Source organism: Opitutus terrae PB90-1, assembly GCF_000019965.1.
Classification (GTDB): domain Bacteria; phylum Verrucomicrobiota; class Verrucomicrobiia; order Opitutales; family Opitutaceae; genus Opitutus; species Opitutus terrae.
In genome coordinates this window covers 2,500,652-2,525,428 of record NC_010571.1, presented here as the reverse complement: position 1 = coordinate 2,525,428, position 24,777 = coordinate 2,500,652, and the positions used below count along the sequence as shown (strand labels likewise).

Genomic DNA, 24,777 nt, shown 5'->3' with positions numbered 1-24,777 from the left:
AAATCGCTCATTCATCGGTCGCCGCGTCCGCGACCATTCCGGCAAACCGCTCCAGTAGCTCTACGTAACGGCGGGCCGTCTCCGCGCGGAACAGCCCGGTGTCATACTCGAGCGTCAACGCCAGCCCGCCGGCTTCCTCGCCGACGAACAATGTGAGGTCGAACTTCGACGTCCGGAACGCGTGCGCCAGCGGCGTGACATCCAGCGCCGGTTCACCCGCAGCCCCCGCCGTCGCGGCGCCACCAACCGCGACATGCACGTCGCTGAAGTTCTGGTAACCGTAGATCACGTTGAGCAGCGGCTGCCGGTTGCTCGCGCGCAACGGGTTCAGTTTCTGCACGAGCAGGTCGAAGGGATACTCCTGATGCTCGAATGCCGCAGTGGCGGCCGCGCTCACCTGCGCCAGCAGTTCGTCGAACTCCATCGCCTCGTTCAATCGCGCGCGCACCGGCAGGATGTTCACGAAGAACCCGATCAGGTTCTCGAGATCGGCGTGCTGCCGGTTGGCGATGCTGACGCCCACGCAGAAGTCCTCCTGCTTCGTGATCTGGAACAGCACCAGCTTGAAGACCGCGAGCACGACATTCGCCACGGTGGTCCGCCGCTCGCGCGCGAGCCGCTGCAGTCCGACCAGCTGCGCCGGCGCGATCGCGCCGCGCACCACGTCGCCGCGGAAATCGCGCTCGGCGCGCGGCGGAAAGTCATACGGCAGCATCAGCGCGGCCGGCGCGCCGCGGAGCGCCGTGAGCCAGTACGCCTCGTCCGCGTCGAACCGCTGCGTCTTTTGCCACACCGCGAAATCCTTGTAGTGAATCCGCAGCGGCGGCAGCGGATCCGGCGCGCCGGCCCGGCACGCCGCATACAGCGCGAACAGCTCGCGATACAGGACGTTCCCCGACCAGCCGTCGCCCACGATGTGATGCATCGTGAACAGGAACGCGCAGCGCTCCGCCCCCAGCGTCACCAGCGTGGCCCGCAGCAGCGGCGGCTGGGTGAGATCGAACGGCGCAGCGGCTTCGCGGTCGGCCAATTCGCGCGCCCGCTCGTCCGGCGCCGGCTCGCGGGACAGATCGATGCGGCGCAGCGCAAACGGCACTTGCGCATGAATCCGCTGCCGGGGCTCGCCATTCACCACCACGAACGCGGTCCGCAGCGCCTCGTGTCGCGCCACCAACTGCTGGAACGCCCGCTCGAGCGCGTCCGCATCGAGCCGGGTGTTGAGCATATACGCCTCCGGCATGTTGTACGCCGACGCGCCGCCGAGCTGGTGCAGCAGCCAGAGCCGTTGCTGCGCAAACGAGAGTTCGTAGTCCGCGCGTGGCTCGGCGCGCGGAATCGCCATCACCTGCGCCGCGCCCGTCGCGGTTGCCCCAACCGTCTGCGCCAGCGCCGCGATCGTTGGCGCCGCGAAAAACGCCCGCAGCGCCGGCCGCACGCCGAACGCCTGCTGCACGCGCGTGGCCACCTGCATCGCCTTGAGGCTGTGCCCGCCCAGCTCGAAGAAATCATCCTCCACCCCCACGCGCTCGACCTGCAGTACCTCGCGCCAGATCGCCGCGAGTTGCTCCTCCACCGGCGTGCGCGGCGCCACGAACGCCGTGCCGCGCACGGCCGCCTCCGCGCCCGGCGCCGGCAGCGCGCGCCGGTCGATCTTGCCGTTGGGCGACAACGGCAGCCGCTCCAGCTTCACCCAATACGCGGGCACCATATAGTCGGGCAGCTCAGCCAGTACGTGCGCCCGCCACTCCGCCGGCGTCCACTCGGCCGCCACGACGTACGCCACCAGCGCGTTCGCCCCGCCCACCACGCGCACGCCCACCACCACGTCGCGTACGTTGGCGTGCCGCCGCAGCACCGCCTCGACTTCGCCCGGTTCCACCCGGAACCCGCGCACCTTCGCCTGCCAGTCGCCCCGGCCGAGGAAATCAACATTCCCATCCGCCCGCCAACGCGCCAGATCGCCGGTACGATACAGCCGGCGCGGCTCGCCCCCCAACTCGCAGCAAACGAACCGCTCCGCGTTCAGCTCCGGTCGCGCGTGATAACCCCGCGCCACGCCTGCGCCGCCGATGAACAGCTCGCCCACCACCCCCGGCGGACACGGTCGCAACCGCGCGTCCAGCACATGGAGCTCCTGGTTCGCCATCGGCCGGCCGATCGGGGTCGAGCCCTCGCCCAGCTCTTCGAGCTCCGGTGCGCCCGGTCGCGACTCAAAAAAGCTCGTGTCGATCGTCGCCTCCGTCACGCCGTAGCTGTTCACGATCCGCATCGCCGCGCCAAAGTCCGCGAGCAGCCGCCGATACTCGCCGATCGCGAGCGTATCGGAGCCCAACACCAGGATCCGCAGGTCCGGCAACTTCACCCCCTGCAGCCGCACGTGCTCCATCAGCGGGAGAATCAGTCCCGGCGTCGATTCGAAGAACGTGATCCGGTGCCGCACCAACAGTTCGCACAGCGCGGCCGGATCGAGCCGCGTCTCGGCGTCGCACACCACCATCATCCCGCCGTTGGTGAGCGTGCGGATCAGGTCGCCGGCAAACACATCGAAGGACAGGCTCGCCAGCTGCAGCAGCCGCACGTCCATCGCCGGCAATCCGTAGCCGACCCGCCACGCCATCGCGGCGTTGACCAGCGACCGATGCTCCACGGCGACGCCTTTCGGCTTTCCCGTCGAACCCGACGTGTAGATCAGATACGCGAGATGCTCCGGCCGCAGCGTCGCGGCTTGCTCGCCGCCGGTCGCTGCCGCCCCCACGTCGAGTTCGCCGTCGATCAACAACCGCTCCGCACCCGCCGCGGTCCGCGGCACGCGCTCCGCGAGCGCCCGCTGGGTGACAATCACGCGCGGTTTCGCGTCCTCGATCATGAACGCCAGCCGATCCGACGGATACGCCGGGTCGAGCGGCAGGTAGGCCCCGCCCGCTTTCAACACCCCGAGCACCCCGACGATCATCTCCGCCGAGCGCTCGATCAGTAGCCCCACCAAGACCTCCGGCCCGACGCCGCGCGCGCGGAGCGCCGCCGCGAGCCGGTCGGCCCGCGCGTGGAGCTCGTGATAGCTCAGCGCCTCCTCCCCGAAAACCACCGCGGTTCGCTCGGGCCAGCGACGCGCCGCTTCGTCGAGCAAGTCGACCAGCGTCTGCTCCCGCGGCCACGGCACCGCAGTGGCATTGAAGGTCTCCAGCACCAGTCGCGTCTCCTCCGCCGTCGCCAGGTCATAGTCTGCAACCTGCGCTTCGGGCGCCGCCACCATCTGCTGCAGCACGCGCCGCAGATGCTCCGCCACGCGCGCCACCTGCTCGGGCGGGTACACGTTGCGGTTGAAACCAAACGTGATTGTCAGCTCCTCGTCGGGTGCGACCGTCACGTCGAGGTCATAGTGCGTGCGGTCGTGTGCCTCCACCGCCTCCACCCGCCATCCCGCCTCGCCGGCACCGGCGAGCCCGCGATCCACCGGATAATTTTCAAACACCAGCAGGTGATCGAACAGCTGTCGGCCGAGTGGCGTGAGCGTCTGGATCTCGGCGATCGGCAGGTGGTGGTGCGCCTCGCTTGCCAGCGCCGCGTCCTGCAACCGCCGCAGCAGCTCGGGCAGCCGCGCCGTCGGTTCCGCCCGGACGCGCACTGGCACCGCGCAGATGAACGGCCCGACCATTTCCTCGACCCCGGGCAGATCCGCCGGCCGGCCCGACACGATCGCGCCAAACACCACGTCGCCGGTCCGGTTGTAGCGCGCCAACACGATCCCCCACGCCGCTTGCAGCATCGTGTTCAGGGTCACGCCTCGCGCCGTCGCGAGCGCGCGCAGTCCACGGCTCAGTTCACCGCCCAGTGCGAGCGGATGACTCGCCGCCACGTAGCCGGCCGCCGCGGTCCTCGCTCCAAGCACGGGCAAGCCGGTCGCTTGCTCGAAATCCGCCAGATAGGTTTTCCAGAATCCGCGCGAGGCTTCCGGATCGCGCCGCGCGAGCCAGCGCACGTAGTCGCGAAAGGCAGCCGGCGCGGGCTGCTCGCGCGCTTGCTCCGCGGTCGCGTACGCCGCCAGCAAATCGCGCTGCACGAGCCCCAGGCTCCAGCCGTCGAGCAGCACGTGGTGATAACTCCACACGAGCTCGACCGCATCATCGGCCGTCCGGAACAGCGTCACGCGCCAGAGCGGATCACGCTCGAGATCAAACCCGCGCGCCAGATCCGCCGCCCGCGCCGCCGCGATTCGCTTTCGTTGCTCGGCCGCGTCGAGCCCGCGCAGGTCAGTCGTCGCCACCTCCGCCCGCCGCTCCCGCCAGACGATCAGCCGCGGCTCGTCGAGGTCTTGATGCACGATGTTCGCGCGCAGGATCGCATGCCGCCGGCCCACCGCCTGCCAGGCCGCTTCGAGTCGCCCCGCGTCGATCGCGCCGCGCAACCGATACGCCATCTGAACGAAATACGCGTCCGAATCCGTCTCGAGCAGCGACTGAAACAACAGCCCCGACTGCATCGGCGAGAGCCGGCACACGTCCTCGACGTCCGCCGCCGTCCAGTTTCGCGCGCGCAACAGCGCCTCGTATCCCGCGAGCGTCAGCCCGGGCGAGGTGAAATCCGCCGGCGTCTTCTCCGGCCGGGTCTGCGCCACGCAGTGCGCCACCACCGTCGCGATCTCTTCGCGCCAGTCGGACAACACGCGCTCCATCTCGGCCGAGGGCTGCCGCAACGCGCCGTAGGTCAGCGTCAGCTCCATGCGTCCGCGCACCGTGATCGCCGTCGCGTCGAGCTCGCAGCTCCGCACCACGCGCGCGCCGATCGGCGCGCCGCTCGATTCGTCCGCCAGCTGCAGCCTTCCGCCAGCTTCGTCGCCGAACTGACCGAGATAGTTGAAGCTCACCGGCGGCGGCGGATCGTTCGCCAGGGCGACCGAGCGTTGCAGATATCGCGCAATGCCATAGCCGATGCCCTTGGCTGGCACCGCGCGCAGCGCCTCCTTCAATCGTTTGAGCTGCGCCCCGAGATCCTCGCCTTCGACGCCAATCGTCACCGGATAAAGGCAGGTGAACCATCCTACCGTGCGCTCGATCGCCGGCAGCCCGGTCTCGGGATCGCGACCGTGGCCTTCGAGCAGCACGCGCGTGCGTTCGCCACCGTGCCAGCGCCGCAACGCCCGCGCGAGCGCGAGCAGCAGGAGTTCGTCGGTCCGCGTTCCATACGCCGTGCCCGCCCGGGTGAGCAACGCGCCCGTCAACTCCTCCTCCAACCTCACGCTGAGTGTGCGCGTGGCGCCGAAGACGTTCGGCTCCTCCGTCCGCGCCGGCCGCCAGCTCACCGGTTCAGATAACACCCACGCCTCCGCCGGTTCGCTCGGCCGCGCCTGCGCGGCCTCCGTCCACCGCCGGATCGAGGTCGTCCGCGGCCCGAGATCGATCGGCTGACCCGCCGCGTGCTGCCGCAGCGCGCGCTCCAGGTCTTCCAAGAGGATCCGCCACGACACGCCATCGATCACGAGATGGTGCGCCGCCAGCAGCAGCCGGTCGCCGCCGACGCTTCGATACAGCACCGCGACAAACAGCGGTCCACGTTCGAGATCAAACGACCGATGGATCGATTCGGTGTGGGCGCACCGCGCCGGCTCGTCCGGCACCGCGAGCTCGATCACGCGCGGCGGCGTGTCCGCCGGGAGGATTTGCAGCACGTCCTCGCGCAGCACGGTCCGGAGCGCATCATGCTGCCGCCAGAGCGCGGTGACCGCCGCGGTCAGCGCATCCGTGCGTAAGTCGCTCCGCGGCCGGAGCAGCACCGCCTGGTTGAAATGGTGTCGATCGGCCACAGGCTGCGCCAAAAACCACGCCTGCGCCGGCGTGGGTCCCACCGGCCCTTCGATTGGACCTTCCTCCACGCCGCCATCCGCTCCGCGGCGCAGCCGGAGCGCCAGCTCGGCGAGGATCGGAAATTGGAACAGATCGCGCACGTCCACCTGCCAGCCCGCGCGCTTCAACCGGCTCACGACCTGGATTGCACCAATCGAATCGCCGCCGAGCGCGAAATAGTTGTCGTGCACGCCCACCTGCGTTCGGCCCAGCACACTGCTCCACACGGCAGCCAGGTCGCGCTCCGGCTCGTTCCGGGGCGCCAGGTAGCCTTGGCTCGCGCCGAGTCGCGCGCCCGGCGCCGGCAGCGCGGCACGATCGATCTTGCCGTTCGCCGTGAGCGGCAACGCTTCCAGTCGCACGATCACCGCCGGCACCAGGTAGTCGGGCAGCCGCGCCTTCAGCCGCTCGCGCAGCGACTCTCCGTCGCTTTCCGCCACCACATAGCCGACGAGTTGTTTCGCGCCGGCGTCCGCGCGCACCACCACCGCCGCCGCCGCGACGCCACGCTCCGCGCACAACGCCGCCTCCACCTCGCCCGGCTCAATCCGGAACCCGCGCACCTTCACCTGCTCGTCAAACCGGCCCAGGAATTCGAGCGTGCCATCCGCCCGCCACCGCACGCGATCTCCGGTCCGATACAGCCGGCCAGCGCCGAACGGATTCGGCAGAAACTTCTCCGCCGTCAGCGCCGGCTGGCCGACATACCCACGGGCCAACCCGTCGCCGCCGGTGAACAGCTCGCCGGGCACGCCGACCGGCACCAGCTGTAGCGCCGCGTCGAGCACCTGCACCGTCGTGGCTGCGATCGGCCGGCCAATCGGCACGGATCCACCCGCGAGGTCGGCCGCGACGACCGTGTGACAACACGTGAACGTCGTGTTCTCTGTCGGCCCATAGCCGTTGATCAACCGGCATCCTGGCAGTTCGCGCAGCACGCGCTCCACCGCCGCGATCGGCAACACGTCGCCGCCCGCCAGCAGCTGTTTCACCCCGCGCAAATCCGCCAGCCGTTCCTCCACCATCGCGCGGAACAGTCCCGCGGTGAGCCACAGTGTAGTCACGCGTTCCTCGCGCACCACGCGGCCCAGCTCCTCGAGCGACGGCCGGCCGGCGGGCATCACGACGAGTCGCGCACCGTTGAGCAGCGGGCCCCAGATCTCGAGCGTCGACGCGTCGAACGCCACCGGCGCGAATTGCAGGAACACCTCGTCCGCACCGAACCGCGCGTAATCCGCTCCGCGCACCAGCCGGACCACGCCGCGTTGCGGCACCGCCACGCCTTTTGGCCGGCCCGTCGAGCCGGACGTGTAGCTCACATACGCGAGATCGTCGATCGTCGCCGCGACCGCCGGCGCCGTGGCCGGATGCGCCGCGATCCGCTCGCGCTCGCGTTCGAACGCTAAAACCGTTGGCGGTCTCGCCATCGTGCCGGCGACGCGCTGTAGCTTCGCGCCCCACGGCTCAGACGTGATCACGAGCGGCGCCGCCAAATCCGCCAGCATCCACTGCAGCCGCTCCTCCGGATAATCCGGCTCGAGCGCCGCGTAGGCGCCACCGGCCTTCACGATCCCGAGCAACGCCACGATCAGCTCGACGGAGCGTTCGAGGCACACGGCCACACACACGTCCGGCCCGATCCCTGCGCCCACGAACACGTGCGCCAGCCGATTCGACCGCGCGTCGAGCTCGGCATACGTGAGCCGCGTGCCCGCGCACGTCAGCGCCGTCGCGTCCGGCGACGTCGCCACTTGTTCCGCAAACAGCGCCGCCAGACTCCGCTCGGGATAGTCGCGTCCAGCGGGATTCCACTCCACCAGGAGCCGGCGTCGCTCGGAGTCCGGCAGCAACGGCAACGTGCGCAGCGGCGCGTCGGGCGCCTGCACCGCCGCGCGCAGCAACGTGACGAGGCACAGCGCCCATCGCTCGATCGTCGCCGCGTCGAACAGCGTGGTTCGATACTCGATGCCGCCGTGGATCGCGTCAGCCGCCTCCTCGAAACCAAGCAGCAGGTCGAACTTCGCCGTGCGCGCGTCGGACTTGAGCGCCTCGATCGCGACGCCGGGCAGCGCGAGGACTTCGCGCGCCGCCGCCTGCACGGAGAACATCACCTGAAAGAGCGGGTTCTGGCTCAGGTGCCGTTCCGGCTGCAGCTCGTGCACGAGTTCCTCGAACGGCAGGTCCTGGTGCGCATACGCGTCGATCGCCGTCCGCTTCACCTGCTGCACGAGCTGACGGAACGTGGCGGCGTTCACCAGGTCGGCGCGGAGCACGAGCGTGTTGACGAAAAATCCGATCAGCGGCTCGAGTTCGCTGCGGGTCCGGTTCGCCACCGGCGCGCCGACCACCAGATCGTCCTGCCCCGTCAACCGGTGCAGCAGCGCCTGGAATCCGGCCAGCAGCACCATGAACAGCGTGGCATCCTCCGTCTGCGCGAGCCGCCGCACGCCCGCCACCACGTCCGTCGGCAGCGTGAACCCGTGGACCGCGCCGGCGAAATCCGGCCGCGCCGGTCGGGGCCGGTCCGTCGGCAGCGCCAGCGTCGGCGGATTTGCCAACTGCCGCCGCCAATAGGCCAGTTGCGTGGCGCGCACGCCCGACTCCAGCGAGGCGTGCTGCCACGCCGCGAAGTCCGCATACTGCACCGGCAGTTCCGGCCACGTCGGCGGCCGGCCTTCGGCGCGCGCCCGATACGCCGTGCCGATCTCGCGCACCAGCACGTCCATCGACCAGCCGTCCGCCACGATGTGATGCATCGTGAGCACCACGACGTGCTCGGCCGCGCTGCTCCGCGCCACGGCCAGCCGAAGCAAGGGCGCGACCGACAACTCAAACGGGCGGCCCGCTTCCTCGGTCTGCACACTCGCCGGATCGCCCGTGACGCAGCGCACCGTCACCCTGGCGTCAGCGAAGAATCGCGCGACCGCGCGGCCGTCCTCGCTCGCGAACGCCGTCCGCAGCACTTCGTGCCGCTGCACCACGTCGTTGACCGCCGCCTCGAGCCACGCCACCTCGAGCGCTCCGTGCCAGCGCACCGCCGTCACCAGATTGTAGGCCGGGCTCGCCGGATCAAACTGCTGCAGGAACCACATCCGTTGCTGCGCCGCGGACAACACCGGCGCGGTGCCCTCCGGCCGTCGAACCAGCCGGGGCACCGTCGGCACGCCTGCCGTGTCCAGCAGCAGGTCCAGCAACTCCGCGTCCTGGTCGTCCGGCCGAATCACGCCGCACCTCCGCCTGCCCCCGCGCCCCGCCGCTGCGCGAGCAACTGCTGCTTCTCCTCCGGTGACATCGCCGCGAGCCGCAGGATCAGCCGCGCGACTTTCTCCACGTGTTCGCGCTGCGCCAGGTCACGCCGGAGCGCCGCCGCCACGCCTTCCGGCGTCGGCTGCGCAAAAAAGTCGGTGATCGGCAGCTCGCGCCGGAACGTGTCGCGCAGCCGCGAGATCGCCTGGATCGCCAGCAGCGAATTGCCGCCGTGCTGGAAAAACCCGTCGTGCACGCCGAGCCGCTCCGCGCGTAAGACTTCGCTCAACACACTGGTCACCACGCGCTCGACGTCGTCGCGCGGCGCCACGTAATCCGCGTGCACCGCCGTCGGTGGCGGCAGCGCGCGCCGGTCGATCTTGCCCGCCGTCGAAAGCGGCATCGCCGCCAGCGTCACGAACGCCGCCGGCACCATGTAGTCCGGCAGTCGCTGCCGAAGCTGTTCGCGCACCGCCGGCTCGTCGAAGCCTGAGCCCTCGACGGGCACCACGTAGCCGACGAGTCGCGGCGCGGTTCCGCCGTCGATCCGCAGCGTCACCGCCGCCTCCCGCACTCCCGCGCAGCCGCGCAACGCCGCCTCGATCTCGCCGAGCTCGATCCGAAAACCGCGCAGCTTGATCTGCGCATCCGTTCGCCCGAAAAACTCCAGCGCGCCGTCCTCGCGCCAGCGGCACCGATCGCCGGTGCGGTACATCCGACCGCCCGGGAAAAACGGATCCGGCGCGAACCGCTCGGCGGTCAGCTCCGGCCGGCGCCAGTAGCCGCGCGCCACGCCCGCTCCCGCCACCCACAGTTCACCGATCACGCCGATGGGCGCCAACTGACCCGCCGCGTCGAGCACGTAGGCTCGCGTTCCTCCGATCGGACGCCCAATCGGCACGCCAAAAGGCATCGCGTCGCCCGGCTGCACCACGTGAATCGTGCTGCAGATCGATGCCTCCGTCGGCCCGTAGCCATTCACATAGGTAAGCCGCGCCGCATAGTGTCTCGCGTCCTCCGGATCGGCCGCTTCGCCCGCGGTGAACAGAATTCGCAGCGAGAGCTCGGCCCGATCCAAACTGCGCAGGAATGACGGCGGCAGCACAGCCATCGTCACCGCCGCTTCGCGCAGCAACGCGCGAAACGCCGCTGCGTCGCTCCGCGCCGCTTCCGGCGCGATCACGAGCGTCGCGCCGCTCAGCCAGGCGTTCCACACCTCGAACAGCGAGGCATCGAAGGAGGTGCTCGCGAACTGGAGCACCCGGTCGGCCGCGGACAAACCCAGCTGCGCGATTTGGTCCCGGATCGTGTTCACCAGGCCGCGGTGCTCGACCAGCACCCCTTTGGGTTCCCCGGTCGAGCCCGACGTGTAGATCAGATACGCGCCGTCCGCCGGCGCGGGCGCATTGGCCGACGCGCGCGCTCCGTCAACCATCGTGGACTCGTCCGCGCGCTCCACGAGGAGAACCTCCAGCCCGTCCGGCAGACGCACCTGCAGATCGGGCGACGTGATGACGAGCACCGCCCCGCTATCGCGCAGCATCGTCGTCACGCGGCCCGGCGGCAGCGCCGGATCGATCGGCAGATAAATGGCGCCGGCCTTCATCACGCCGAGTAGCGCCTCGGTCCATGCGCACCCGCGCTCGAGCATCACGGCCACGATCGCCTCACGCGCCACGCCCCGCGCGCGCAGCCGCTGCGCGATCCGATTCGCGCCGGCGTCGAGTTCCGCATAGCTGAGCACGGTACCGCCGTGCCGGAGGGCCGCCGCCGCCGGTTGTCGCGCAGCCACGCGCTCAAACGCCGCGGGCAGCGTGTCCATCGGCGCCGCGACCGGTGTCGGATTGAACGCCACCAGCAGCCGCCGACGCTCCTCTGGCGCGAGCAGCTCGTATTCGCCGAGCCGGCACGACGGATCCGCCACGATGGCGATCGCGAGTTGCCGCAGATGGTCCGCCAGCCGGCGAATCCGCGCTTCCGCGAACAACTCCGCGTGATAGGTCAGCGAACAAACCAGCTCGACGCCCGTGTCCGTGAAATCGAAACTCAGGTCGCACTTTGCCGGCGAGAATCCGTGATCAAACTCGGTCAGCCGCAGTCCGGCCACCGTCCCGCCGCGTGCGCCGCCGGTGAGCAGCTGCACCGACACGTCGAACAGCGGCGACCGGCTGAAATCGCGCTCGAGCTTCAGGTCGTCCACCAACCGGTCAAATGGATACGCCTGGTGCTCATACGCGTGGAGGCAGGTTTCACGCACCCGCGCGAGCAGCGTCACGAACGTGTCGTCGCGCGCCACGCGATCCCGCAGCACGAGCGTGTTCACGAAGAACCCGATCATTCCCTCCCACTCCACCCGCTCGCGTCCGGCCACCGGGCTGCCCACGCTGATGTCTTCCTGCCCCGTGTAGCGGGCCAGCAGAAGTTTCAGCAGCGCCACCAGCGTCATGAACGTCGTGGCACCATGCGCCCGGCCCAGCTCCGCCAGGGCTCGTGATGTGTCGCGGCCCAGCGCGAACCGGAACGTCCGGCCCGCGGCGTTCTGCACCGCCGGTCGCACGAAATCGGTGGGCAACGCGAGCGTCGTGCGCTCGCCGCCCAGTTGACGCAGCCAGGCCGCTCGCGCGCGCTCCCCCGCGGGACCGGCCAGCTGTTCGTTCTGCCAGCGCGCGAAATCGCGATACTGCCGCGGCAGCGGAGGAAGGGGGTTTGCTGCACCTCCCGCAAACGCCCCATACAGCGCCGCCAGCTCGCGTTGCATGATCTCCGCGGACCAGGCGTCGCTGACGATGTGGTGTAGCGTGCAAAGCAGCAGGTGCCGCTCGGTCGCCAGCCGCACGAGCGTGCAGCGAAACAGCGGACCGCGTCCCAGATCAAACGGCTGCGCCGCCTCGTCGGCCGCCCGCACTCGCGCTTCCGCGAGGGGATCCGTTGCGCCGCTGAGATCGAGTTCGCGCCACACCGCCGGGTCCACCGCGCCGATCAGCTGCCGCGGTTCTCCGTCCACTTCGGTGAAGGTCGTGCGCAGCGCTTCGTGCCGCTCGATCAACGCGTGCACCGCCCGCCGCAGCGAGTCCACATCGAGCGCCCCGTCGAGCTGCAGCGCCGTCGCGATATTGTAGACCGGCAGCCCGGGCATCATCCGATCAATCACCCACAGCCGGCGCTGCGCCGCCGACACCGGCCAGCTCTGAGTGTCCCCGGATTTGCCGGCGAAGAAGCCACGGCCGCGCAACGCCTGCAGCGCACCGGCGTCGCCCGCCCGGGCGCGCTCCTTCAGTTCGGCGATTGTCGGTCCGTCACTCATTCAGCATCTCCAGTTCCTCGGCCGTCGCCGGCGCAATCGGCGCCGGAGCCGTTCGCGGCGCGGCGGCCACGCGCGCGGCCAGGCTCGCCACCGTCGGACAGCGGAACACGTCAGCGATCGTCACCACGTCTCCGTAGGACGCGCGCAGTCGCGCCACGACTTGCGTGGCCTTCAAGCTGTGCCCGCCCAGCTCGAAGAAATTGTCCTCCGCGCCCACCCGCGCCACGCCGAGCACCTCGGCCCAGATCGCCGCGACGGCGATCTCCGCTGGAGTCTTCGGCACGACAAACGCCTTCGCGGTCACGCGCGCCGCAGCATCCGGCGCCGGCAACGCCCGCCGGTCCACCTTCCCGTTCGGCGTCAGCGGAAACGCCGCCAGCCCGACGATGTCCGCGGGCACCATGTATTCCGGCACGCGCTCGCCGACATGCGCCCGGAGCACCGCCGGCGCGACCGGCTCGCCGCGCCACACGACGTAGGCCGCGAGCGATTTGTCGCCGCGCTCCTCGCGCAGCAGCACGAGCGCGGAGCGCACCGCTGGATGCGATGCCAGCGCCGCCTCGATCTCGCCCAGCTCGATCCGGAACCCGCGGATCTTCACCTGGTGATCCGCCCGGCCCAGATACTCTAGCTCTCCATCCGCGCGCCACCGCGCCAGGTCACCCGAGCGATACAGCGTCGCCCCCGGCCGGCCGCCCAGCCGGTCCGGCACGAACCGCTCCGCCGTCAGCTCCGGCCGGTTCAAGTACCCGCGCGCCACGCCCGCTCCGCCCACGTAGATTTCCCCGACCACGCCGATCGGCACCGGCTGCTGGAACGCGTCCAGCACATACAACCGCAGGTCCGGAATCGGCCGGCCGATCACACTGCCGTTCTCCCCATCCGCCCGCCGCAGCGGCCGGTAGGTCACGTGCACCGTCGTCTCCGTGATCCCGTACATGTTCACCAGCTGCGGCTGCTCGTCGCCGTGCCGCTCCCACCACGGCGCCAGGCTCGCCGGCTCCAACGCCTCACCGCCAAAGATCACGTACCGCAGTGAAAGCGGCGCCGGCCTGGCACTCTCGTCGGCCGCCATCAATCCGCGGAACGCCGACGGCGTCTGGTTCAACACCGTCACCTTCTCCTGTCGCAACAACTCCAAAAACGCTTCCGGCGACCGGCTCGTCTCGAACGGCACCACCACCAACCGTCCGCCATACAGCAGCGCGCCCCACAGTTCCCACACCGAAAAATCGAACGCATACGAGTGGAACAGCGTCCACACGTCCTCTCGTCCGAACCGATACCACGCCTGCGTCGCCTCGAACAACCGCACCACCTGCCGATGCTCCACCACGCAGCCTTTCGGCTGCCCCGTCGAGCCCGACGTGTAGATCACATACGCCGCCTGCTCCGGCCGTACGTCCACGCGGAGGTTGTCCGTCCGCTCGCCGACGAGCGACCGATCGTCCGCACACACCAGCTCCGTCCCGTCCGCCACCAGCCCGCGGCAGAACGCCTCGTGCTTCTGCTGCGTCAACAACACCCGCGGCGCTGCGTCCCGCAGCATGAACCCGATCCGCTCCGCCGGGTACACCGGATCGAACGGCACATACGCTCCCCCCGCCTTCAGGATCGCCACGATCCCCACGACCAGGTCCACCGTTCGCTCGAAATACATCCCCACCCGCGCCTCCGGCCCCACGCCCGCCCGCCGCAGCCGCCATGCCAGCCGGTTCGCTCGCGCGTTCAACTCCCCATAACTCAACGCCGCGCCTTCGCCGCTCACCGCGATCGCGTCCGGCGTTTGCGCCACCTGCGCCTCGAACCAGCTCACCAGCGTCCGGCCCGACGCCCACTCGCCCGCCGCACCCTGGAACTCCGCCACCACCTGCCGCCGCTCCGCCCCGCTCAGCAGTTCCAGCCGCCCCACCGCCGTGCCTGGATCGGCGAGCACGGCGTCTGCCAGCACGGCGAACTGTGCCGCCATCCGCTCGATCCGATCCGCCCCGTAAAGATCGCAGTTGTATTCGATCGCCCCCTGCAGCCGGTCGTCGAACGCCTTGAACAAGAACGTCAGGTCCAGCTTCGCCGTGTCCGACGGCTCCAGAAACGACCGCAGCGTCACTCCGTTCATCGGCCGCGCCCGCTCGTCCTGGTTTTGCAGCACCACCATCACATCCAAGATCGGCGAACGGCTCAGGTCGCGTTTCAGCGGCAGTTCATTCACCAGGAAATCGAACGGATAGAGCGAGTGATCGAATGCCTCGAGCGTGGTTTGTCGCACCGCACGCAGCAGCTCCGCGAAGGTCTGCCCCGGCTCGACCCGGTCGCGCAGCGCGAGCGTGTTCACATAGAATCCCACCTGCGGCTCCAGCTCGGGATCCGTGCGCCCCGCAATCGGACTACCGACGATGATGTCGTTCTGCCCGGTGTGGCGGTGCAGCAGCACCTTCACCAGCGCGGTCAACACCATGAAAAGCGACGCCTGATGCCGCTGCGCGAGCGCCCGCAATGCATCCAGTTGCGTCCGCGTCAACGTGAAGGGCAGCTCACCGCCGCGGAACGTCGGCGCCGCCGGCCGCGGCCGGTCGGTAGGCAAGTCCAGCACCGGCAACTCACCGCCGAGCCGATCGTGCCAATACCGCCGCTGCGGTTCCAACCCTCCGGCGCGCAACTGCGTGTTCTGCCACGCCGCGTAATCGCGATAGTGGATCCGCAGCGGCGGCAGCGGATTCTCCCGTCCCGCCGCAAACGCCGCATACAGTTCCGAAAACTCGCGCACCAGCACGCCGACGCTCGTGCCGTCGGCGATGATGTGGTGCAGCGTGAACAGCACGACGTGCCGCTCCGGCGCGAGTCGCAGCAGTTCCACGCGCAACAGCGGATCCCGCGTGAGATCGAATGGCCGCACCGTCTGCGCCCGCCCGCGCGCGCGCGCCTCGCCGACCGGATCGGCCGCGGCGCTCAGGTCGGCGAATCCGATCGCCAGCTCCAGGCGCGGATGCACCACCTGCCGCGGCTCGCCGTCGACCAGCGTGAAACTTGTGCGCAGCGCCTCGTGCCGCGCCACCAGCGTCATGAACACGCGCTCGACTACCTCTCGCCGCACCGGCCCGAGCAGCTCGAAATGCAGCGGGATACGGTATGCCGCCGCCGCGTTCTCCAGCTGCGTCAGCACCCAGAGCCGCCACTGCGCTTGCGAGAGCGCATAGCTCGGCGCGTCCGGCAGCCGCGGAATTCGTTCCGGCTCGCTCGCGTGCGCGGCCAGCGCGGCGATGATCTCGGCCTTGTGTTGCTTCAGTCGCGCGAGGTACTCGGGCGTCAGCGCGCCGACCGGCGCGCGATAACGCAGCCGCGTGCCGTCCTCGACCCACAGCTCCACGCGGAGTCGTGCCAGCTCTTCGAGCAACGCCGGCGCGCTCATATCTCGCCCTCCTCCTGCGCGCCCACGAGCGGCTTGCCCGCCGTCCTCGTCACCTGCGGTGCCGCCGCGGAGCCGCGCACGCGCGTCGCCAGTCCGGCCACCGTCGGTGCATCAAAGAGCGCGCTCAACGGCAGCTTCACGCCCACGGCGACGTGCAGCCGGGCCACCACCTGCGCCGCCAGCAGCGAGTCGCCATGCAGTTCGAAGAAGTTGTCCTGTGTCCCCACGCGCGCGACGCCGAGCAACTCCGACCACACCGCCGCGATCTTCCGCTCGGTCTCATCCGCCGGCTCGACGTACGCGGTCGCCAGCTCCGGCCGCTCGTGCCCGCGAGAGGGCTCGACCACGACGGCGGTCGGCGGCGGCATTTCCGCAGCGGATTCACTCACACCCAGGATTGCCGCGAGGCTCCGTCCGCGCGACGGCCTCCGTTGGGACATCGCGCGCGCACGCATCTCGGGCGCGTCCACCGTCAGCACAATCTTCCCGATGTGCTTCGCCGCCGCCATGAACTCGAACGCATGCTGCGGCTCGCTCAGCCGAAACGCTGTCACCGGCAGCGGTCGATAGATGCCACGCTCGAAATGCTCGGCGACCTCGCGCCACAGCGCGGGGAACCCCGGCAGGTCGGGCCCCACGTCGATCACGATGAAAGAGATGATCCGTGCGAACGGCTTCAGCTCGAGCGCGCCGCCGCGAAGGAGGTCGCGTTTGCCGAGTTCCAGGAACCGTCCGTGCGGCGCGACGAGTTCCAAGCTCGCGCGCAGGAACTCGCCGCCGAGCGAGTTGAGCACCACGTCCACGCCGCGGCCACCTGTCGCCGCCCGCACGTCGTCGGCGAATGCGAGCGTGCGTGAGTCCATCACGTGCTCCACGCCCATCGCGCGCAGCGCCGCGCGCTTTGCCGGCGAGCCGGCCGTCGCGAAAATCTCCGCTCCCACGTGTCGCGCGATCTGCACCGCGGCCTGGCCCACGCCGCCCGCCGCCGCATGGATCAGCACGCGCTCGCCGCGCGCGAGCCGCCCCTGCGTCACCAGCGCATGATGCGCGGTCGCAAACGCCGCCGGCAGCGTAGCGGCTTCCACCGCGCTCACCCCAGCCGGCCGGCGCGCAATCGCCCGAACCGGAGCCGCCACATACTGGGCGAAGCAGCCGTTCGCATAGCCGATCACCTCGTCGCCAGGCGCCCACCCGCTGACGCCCGAGCCCACGCGCACGATCCGACCAGCGCACTCCAGTCCAAAGGCCTCCTCCAGTTCCGGCGCCACCGGCAGCAGTCCGAGCGCATACAGCACCTCGATGAAATTCAGCCCGGCCGCCTCGACTTGGATCTCAATCTCCTCCGCCGCCGGCGCACGGCGCGCCGCGCGCACGAGCTGCAGCGATTCGGCGAGCCCCTGCCCGCCGCCGATCGCCAGCCGCACGTTGTCCGCCGCCGGCTCCGCGCGGGCCACGGCGGTCCGCCGCAGTTGATAGCCCTCAATCTCCACGCGCGTCTGCCCGGCCTCGTCCGTCAACGTCGCCGCGAGCTCCAGCGTAGTCTCGCCTCGGTCAACCACGCGGACGTGACTGCGCAGTCGTGCCGGCAGCGGTCCGCGGACGATGACACGCCGATAGCCGAAAGGCAGGCTGTCCGGCAGCGGATGGCGCAGCGTGATGAAACCGGTCGCCATATCGAGCAGCGCCGGATGCAGCCGATAACCGCCAACGTCGTTCGCAAACTCCGACGCTAGCGCGAGCGTTGCCGTTCCGCTCCGCTCGCCAAACGCCAGCTCCTGCAGGTTTCGCCAGCGCGGTCCGAACCGCACCGCGTCGTCGGGCACCGGACACGCCGTGAGCGGCTCGGCCCGGGCCACGGCCTCCGCCGCCGCGCCGGTCGCGATGCGCACTTCCCCACGCGCGTGCTCGATCCACTCGTCCGGACCAATCCGGCTGATCACCACAAACGTGTCGCCGTGCAACACCACGCGCACCTCGCGCGGCTCGTCACGCTCGAGCACCAATGGGCTGAGGAAATAGACCTCGCTCAACTCGACGGCCGTGGCGCCGGTGTGCTCCACAAAGGCCGCGTGCGCCAGCTCGAGGTACGCCGTGCCCGGCAGCACCGCCCGACCGTCGAGCCGGTGTTCGTCGGCCACCCAGTGCCGCCGCGGATCGAGATGAGCCACATAGTCGGTGCGGCCTTGCTCGTCGCAACGCTCCCGCAGCAGCGGATGACCGAGCCAGCCGGGCGCGCGCAGCGGCTGCGGCGAAACGATCACCACGCCACTCGGCGCATGCGCCAGAACTCGACGCCACGCGGCGATGCCCGCCTGCGCCCAGCCCTCGCGCGCGATTTCGTCGCGCACCGCCTGCTGCTGCGCCGGCGCAATGCTTGCATGCTCCATCATCCCCAACTCCTGCCACATTCCCCACGCGATCGAGATCGTCCGGGTGCGGGTCCGCCGGGCGTGTTCCCCCGCCCAAGCATCGAGAAACGCGTTGGCCGCGGCGTAATCCACCTGTCCCGCGACCGGTCGCAGCGAGGCAAGCGATGAACAGACCACGAAAAGATCGAGCCGCTCGCCCGCCAGCGCCTCGGACAGCGCCAGCGTGCCGTCCACTTTTGGCGCGAGCGTGGCGTCGATCGCGCTCGGCGACCGTTCCCACATCACGCCCTGATCATACACGCCCGCGGTATGAAACACCCCGTGCACCGCGCCGAAGTGCTCGCGCGCGGTCTTCACCGCGTGCGCCACCTGGACCGCGTTGGACACGTCGGCCTGCACCGCGATCGCCTCGCCTCCCGCCGCCACTATTTCCGCCAGCACCCGCCGCTGTTGCTCTCCGTCTACGTGCCGGCCGACGAGCACCAGCCGCGCACGCACCGATTGCGCCAGCTCGCGCGCGAACGCCCGGCCCATCGAACCAAATCCACCCGTGATCAAATAGACGCCGCGCTCCCGCAGCCCTTGGTTCGCACCAACTGCCTCCGCGAGCGGCCGCCTTTCCAGCGTCTCTATCCAGCGCTGCCCGTTCCGCCACGCGACCAGCGCCGCCCGCGGCTCGCTCTCCACCTCGCTCGTCAGTGCGTCCAGCGCCGGCGCGTCGCCGGTGTCCACATCAACCAGCCGCACGGCCACGTGCGGACACTCGAGCGGAATCACGCGCAGCGGCCCGACGAGCAGCGCCTTCGTGGGATGGACCGCCTCGTCCGCCTGCACCGCGCATCCCCGCCGGGTGACGAGCGTGAGCGTGCACGGGTCCGTGCCGCCCACCAGCGCGCCCGCGAGCTGGGCGAGATCGTGAACGAACTGCTTTGCGCGTACCGTTCGTTCGTCGCGTGTCGCCGCGCCGAGATGCACGATCCGCGTCGGTGCTCCGCCAAGGCCCGCGAGCAGCACCCGCCAGTTTTCGATCGTCCGCACCGCCGCAGCCGGGGCCGTCGTCACCACCGCGCCGTTCCGCTGCAGCCACTCAGCCAACGCCTGGCCCAGACCGCCGTCGTCGAGCAGCACGAGCACGCGCGCGCCGCGATGCGCTTCCTCGGGCGCAGGCGCCGGCACCGGCTTCCAGCCCGGCGCGTAGAACCATTTCGAAAGTTCCGCGGCTCTCGTCTGGCCAGCTGGATCCGCACCTGCCGCCCGCGGCGCGCGTGGCGCTTCCGCCAGCAGCAGCGCATAATCGCTCGTCGCGCGCGCTTGCGCGGTCTGCGGCAACACCGCCACGTCCGCAAATCCCCCGCGCCGAAGCAGCGCTTCCCACCGCTCGGCCGGCAGCAGCGGCCCGTGCTGCCGCAGGTCGGCATCGGCAAAATACCACCAGCCTTCCGCCAGCCCCCAGACCAGATCCACCCAGCGCTCGGCGCGGACTTTTTCGATGACCCCCAGCCAGCCGCCGGGCGCGAGCAGCGTGCGCAAATGCCCCAGCGTCTCCGCCAGCCGCGGCGTCGCGTGCACCACGTCGAGGCAGATCACCAGATCGAACGCACCCGCGGCGAACCCTTGCGCGACCGGATCGCACGAAATGTCCAGCACGCCGAACCTCACGAAGTCCAGCCCTGCCGCCACTGCCGCTCGCTCGGCCTTGGCCACGAACGCCCGGCTCAGGTCCGTGGCGACATACTCGACGTTCCGCCCCTGCAGGCCCGGCGCAATCCGGCCGGCCAGCAGCCCGTCGCCCACGCCCACCTCCAGGATCCGCACGCGCCGGCCGCCCGCCGCCGCCAGCCGCTGGTCGATCGCCGCCTTCAACGTCTCGATGTAAACGTCCTTGTTCGTGTGCCGCACCGCGTCGCGCGCGGTTGATTCGAGCAACTCGGAGCTGCCGTCGGGATACAGCACCGTGATCGCCTGGATTTCGCCGGACAGGGCCGCCGCATAGTGCGCCGTGCAGTGATCGACCAGTCGGACGATTCCGCGAAACTCCGCAAACCGCGCCAGCAGCGCTTCGCGGCCGCGCGCGACGGAGGGAACCGTCGCCGACGCGCGCAACCACACCACGTCATCCCCCTCGTGGCGGAGATACCCGTCCGCTGCCAAAGCGTGCAGGAAAGAGTCGAACGCCTTCGTGAACGCCGGCAGGACCCGATGGCGTTGCCGGAGCGCCGCCGCACTCTCCCGCTCTCCCGCAGCGATCGTCCGCCCAGCCGTGACGTAGTGATACAACACCTCGCCGCACCACGTTTCCAGCGCGCGCGCGAAGCTCGCGTAGGTCGGCGCCTCCACGCAATCAGCCCGGCTCGCCGCCCGCGTCTCCGCGGCGAGCAGTTCGGACAATCCGCTCGCCAGCATCGCGTGCGTCGGCTCGGACGCCGGCGCCGCCTCCGCTGTAACGACCGTGTCGCGCGGCGTGCTTGTGGCCGGCTTCGGCGGCTCGATCCAATATCGCTGGCGCTGGAACGGATACGTCGGCAGCACGACCCGCCGCCGGACCTGCCCGGCGAAAAACTTCGTCCAATCCATCTCGACGCCCGCCTCCCACAGCCGGCCCGCGGTGGTGAGCAGGTGTGCCAGATCGTCGACGCTCTGCGCCGCCGTGCGCAGCGAGGTCAGCACCCGCGTATCCTTCGCCACGCGTTGCGCCATCGACGCGAGCGCGCGGCCCGGCCCGACCTCGAGCAGGATCCGCCCCGGTCGCTCCCGCACGAGCGTAACGTTGTCCGCGAACCGCACCGGCGCCCGCACCTGCCGCGCCCAGTACTCCGGATCGCGCGCTTCCTCCGCCGTAAGCCACCGCCCCGTGACGTTGGACGCCACCGGAATTCGCGGTGCGTGGCGCTCCACCGCGCGGACCTTCGCCGCCAGCGGCGCGAGGACCGGCTCCATCATCGGCGAATGAAACGCGTGCGAGGTCTCGAGCCGCGTGGCGGCGATGTCCCGCGCGGCCAACTCGCGCGCGGTCTCCTCAATCGCGGCGAGCGGGCCCGAGAGCACGCAGGCGTTGCCCGCATTCACCGCCGCGATGACCAGCCCATGCGCCGCTGCGACCGCCGCCGCCGGCTCTTCACCGAGCCCCACCGCCAGCATCCCGCCTGGCGGCTGCGCCTGCATCAACGCGCCGCGCGCCGCCACGAGGCCCAGCGCGTCCTCGAAAGAAAACACGCCGGCCACGCACGCCGCGACATATTCGCCGAGGCTGTGTCCGACGAGTGCGGCCGGTTCGATCCCCCAGCTGCGCCACAGCTGCGCCAGCGCGTAGTCCGCCAGAAATAGCACCGGCTGCGCGACCGCCGTCTGCCGCAGCCGCGCCGCCGCGGCCGCGTCCGACGACGCCAGCAGTTCGCGCAGGTTGAAGCCCAGGTGCGGCCGCAGCCACTCCGCGCCGCGGTCGATCTCGCGGCGGATCACCGGTTCCGTCGCATACAGGCCCGCCAGCATTCGCGGATATTGCGAACCCTGGCCGGAAAACAGGAACACCACCTCCGGCGCCACGTCGCTCGCCGGCGAGGTCCGCGCCGACGGTTCAGCCCGCAACGCGCGCACCGCTTCGGCCGCGTCCCGCGCCACGATCGTCCGCCGGTGCGCAAATGGCTGCCGGCCCTGCGCCAGCGTGAAGCTGACATCCGCGAGGTCCGCGTCCGGATTCAGTTCCAAGTGGCGCGCCAGATTCTGCGCCGCGTCGTTCCGTGCGCGTTCGGTTTTGGCCGACAGCACGAGTAGCTGCTGCGATCGACCAGGCGTGGTCGGCCGCAGCGCCGGCGCCTCCTCAAGCACGACGTGCGCGTTCGTGCCGCCGAGTCCGAACGAACTCACACCGGCGCGCCGCGGCACGCCCGGCGCGGTGCGCCACGGTGTGAGCTGCGCGTTGACCGCAAACGCGCTCGCCGCGAAATCGATCTTTGGATTGGGCGTGGAGAAATGCAGGCTCGGCGGCAGCTCGCGATGCGCCAGCGCGAGCACCGTCTTCGCCAACCCGGCCGCCCCCGCCGCCTCGTCGAGGTGCCCGAGGTTCGTCTTCACCGAACCCAACGCGCACTTCGCCGCGCGGTCGTGCCCGGTGCCGAACACCTGCGTGAGTGCCGCCATTTCGATCGGATCGCCCAACTCGGTGCCGGTCCCATGGGCCTCGACGTACGAAATCTCCGCCGGACTCACTCCGGCAACTTCAAGTGCCTCCGCGATCACCTGACTCTGTCCGCTGATGCTCGGTGCGGTGAAGCCAACCTTGTCGGCGCCGTCGTTGTTCACCGCCGAACCGCGAATCACCGCGTGGATGGTGTCGCCATCCGCCAGCGCCTCGGCGAGCCGCTTCAACACGACGATGCCCGCGCCGTTGCCGCTCACCGTCCCGCGCGCCTGCGCATCAAACGCCCGGCAATGTCCGTCCGGCGAACCGATCGCGCCCTCGGTGTGCCGATAGCCCTGCACCTGCGGCACCTGAATCGACACGCCGCCGGCCAGCGCGAGGTCGCAGTGATAGTCGAGCAGGCTCTGACCCGCGAGGTGCGTCGCCACGAGCGAGGTCGAACAGGCGGAGTTCACGTTCACGCTCGGGCCGCGCAGGTCGAGTTTGTAGGACACGCGCGTGGGCACGAAGTCCTTGTTGTTGCCCAACAGCAGCGGCAGTTCGCCCGCCGAGTCGACCAGCGCGCGATTCGGCGCAAGGTTTTTCAACAAATACGTGCTGAGCCCCGCGCCGGCAAACACGCCAACTCGCCCCGGCGTTCGCGCCGGGTCGTAGCCGGCCCGCTCCAACGCCTCCCACGCCAATTCGAGAAACACCCGGTGCTGCGGATCCATCGCCTCCGCCTCGCGCGGCGAAATGCCGAAAAAGCTCGCGTCGAATTTGTCCGCATCGCGCAGCACACCGTTGGCCTTCACGTAACCCGGCTGCGCGAGGGTCGCGGGATCGACGCCCGCCGCCCGCAGTTCGTCGTCGCTGAAGAATGACACCGATTCCTTGCCGGCGCGCAGGTTCGCCCAGAATTGCTCGACCGAGTCCGCGCCGGGAAAACGCACCGCCAGTCCGATGATCGCAATGCCGTCCAGTTCCACCGTCTCGTCGTGCTTCATGACGTGCCTCCTCCCGGTCGCCGGCGCTGACGCGCGGCCTTTTGCTGGCGCGCCCGTTCGCGGGCCGCGTCGATCCCGGTCGTCGCCGCGGCGTCCGGCTCGGACGTTCGGCTCGCTCGCAGATGCGCCGCCAGCGCGCGAATCGTTGCATGTTTGAACAAATCGATCACCGAGAGCTCCACGCCGAGCGTCTCGCGCAGCTGCTTGTGCACCTGCACCACGAGCAGCGAATGCCCGCCGATGTCGAAGAAGCTGTCGTCGCGCCCGACCTGGCCGACCCCGAGCGCCTCCCGCCAGATCCGCGCGATGGTCGCCTCGAGTTCATCCTGCACTGGAGCGCCCGCGTTCGCCGCACCGGGCGTGGTCTCCGGGGCGGGCAGTGCCGCGCGATCGATCTTGCCGTTGGGCGTCAGCGGGAATTTTTCGAGAATCGCCAGCCCGGCGGGCACCATGTACTCCGGCACGCGCGTCCGAACGTGTTCACGCAGCTCGGTCACGTTCGTCGCGTTCGTCTCCCGCAACACCACATACCCGGCCAGCCGTCGGTCACCGCCGCGCTCCTCGCGCAGCAGCACGAGCGCGGAGCGCACCGCCGGATGCGATGCCAGCGCCGCCTCGATCTCGCCCAGCTCGATCCGGAACCCGCGGATCTTCACCTGGTGATCCGCCCGGCCCAGATACTCCAGCTCTCCATCCGCGCGCCACCGCGCCAGGTCACCCGAGCGATACAGCGTCGCCCCCGGCCGGCCGTCCAGCCGGTCCGGCACGAACCGCTCCGCCGTCAGCTCCGGCCGGTTCAGATAACCCCGCGCCACGCCCGCACCGCCCACGTAGATTTCGCCCACCACTCCGATCGGCACCGGCTGCTGGAACGCATCGAGCACATACAACCGCAGGTCCGGAATCGGCCGCCCGATCACACTGCCGTTCGCCCCATCCGCCCGCCGCAGCGGCCGGTAGGTCACGTGCACCGTCGTCTCCGTGATCCCGTACATGTTCACCAGCTGCGGCTGCTCGTCGCCGTGCCGCTCCCACCACGGCGCCAGGCTCGCCGGCTCCAGCGCCTCGCCACCAAAGATCACGTACCGCAGTGAAAGCGGCGCCGGCCTGGCACTCTCGTCGGCCGCCATCAATCCGCGGAACGCCGACGGCGTCTGGTTCAACACCGTCACCTTCTCCTGTCGCAACAACTCCAAAAACGCCTCCGGCGACCGGCTCGTCTCGAACGGCACCACCACCAACCGTCCGCCATACAACAGCGCGCCCCACAGTTCCCACACCGAAAAATCGAACGCATACGAGTGGAACAGCGTCCACACGTCCTCCCGCCCGAACCGATACCACGCCTGCGTCGCCTCGAACAACCGCACCACCTGCCGATGCTCCACCACGCAGCCTTTCGGCTGCCCCGTCGAGCCCGACGTGTAGATCACATACGCCGCTTGCTCCGGCCGCACCTCCAGGCCCAGGTTCTCCGTCCGCTCGCCG

At 70.0% G+C, this 24,777-nt stretch carries 5 protein-coding genes (1 of these 5 running past the window's edge); all 5 read right to left on the bottom strand.

Going from position 1 to position 24,777, the window contains the following annotated elements; all coding sequences use genetic code 11:
• Positions 1-7: 7 nt before the first annotated feature.
• Tightly spaced (each overlapping or abutting the next), the 5 genes in view from OTER_RS09980 to OTER_RS09960 form a layout consistent with a single transcriptional unit that may run on beyond the window.
• The gene (locus OTER_RS09980; protein ID WP_012374792.1) at positions 8-9,064 is read right to left on the bottom strand and encodes a non-ribosomal peptide synthetase; all 9,057 of its coding nucleotides are present in this window, start codon (positions 9,062-9,064) and stop codon (positions 8-10) included.
• The gene (locus OTER_RS09975) at positions 9,061-12,390 is read right to left on the bottom strand and encodes a non-ribosomal peptide synthetase (protein WP_012374791.1); all 3,330 of its coding nucleotides are present in this window, start codon (positions 12,388-12,390) and stop codon (positions 9,061-9,063) included. Before OTER_RS09975 ends, OTER_RS09980 begins: the two co-directional genes overlap by 4 nt.
• Positions 12,383-15,796, bottom strand: a complete 3,414-nt coding sequence (locus tag OTER_RS09970) for a non-ribosomal peptide synthetase (protein WP_012374790.1) — start codon at positions 15,794-15,796, stop codon at positions 12,383-12,385. The genes OTER_RS09975 and OTER_RS09970 overlap by 8 nt, the downstream gene beginning before the upstream one ends.
• Positions 15,793-23,289 (bottom strand): type I polyketide synthase, encoded by a 7,497-nt coding sequence (locus tag OTER_RS09965; RefSeq protein WP_012374789.1) that lies wholly within the window; start codon positions 23,287-23,289, stop codon positions 15,793-15,795. Before OTER_RS09965 ends, OTER_RS09970 begins: the two co-directional genes overlap by 4 nt.
• On the bottom strand, positions 23,286-24,777 hold the final stretch of the coding sequence (locus OTER_RS09960; RefSeq protein WP_012374788.1) for a non-ribosomal peptide synthetase. Its footprint extends 9,428 nt past the window's final position; the window shows 1,492 of its 10,920 coding nt (coding positions 9,429-10,920); its start codon lies off the right edge, out of view — the gene reads right to left on this strand; its stop codon occupies positions 23,286-23,288. Before OTER_RS09960 ends, OTER_RS09965 begins: the two co-directional genes overlap by 4 nt.

Coding starts and splice junctions, on each gene's coding strand:
- OTER_RS09975 (WP_012374791.1), bottom strand. CDS start 12,390: ATGAGTGACGGACCGACAATCGCCGAACTGAAGGAGCGCGCCCGGGCG.
- OTER_RS09965 (WP_012374789.1), bottom strand. CDS start 23,289: ATGAAGCACGACGAGACGGTGGAACTGGACGGCATTGCGATCATCGGA.
- OTER_RS09970 (WP_012374790.1), bottom strand. CDS start 15,796: ATGAGCGCGCCGGCGTTGCTCGAAGAGCTGGCACGACTCCGCGTGGAG.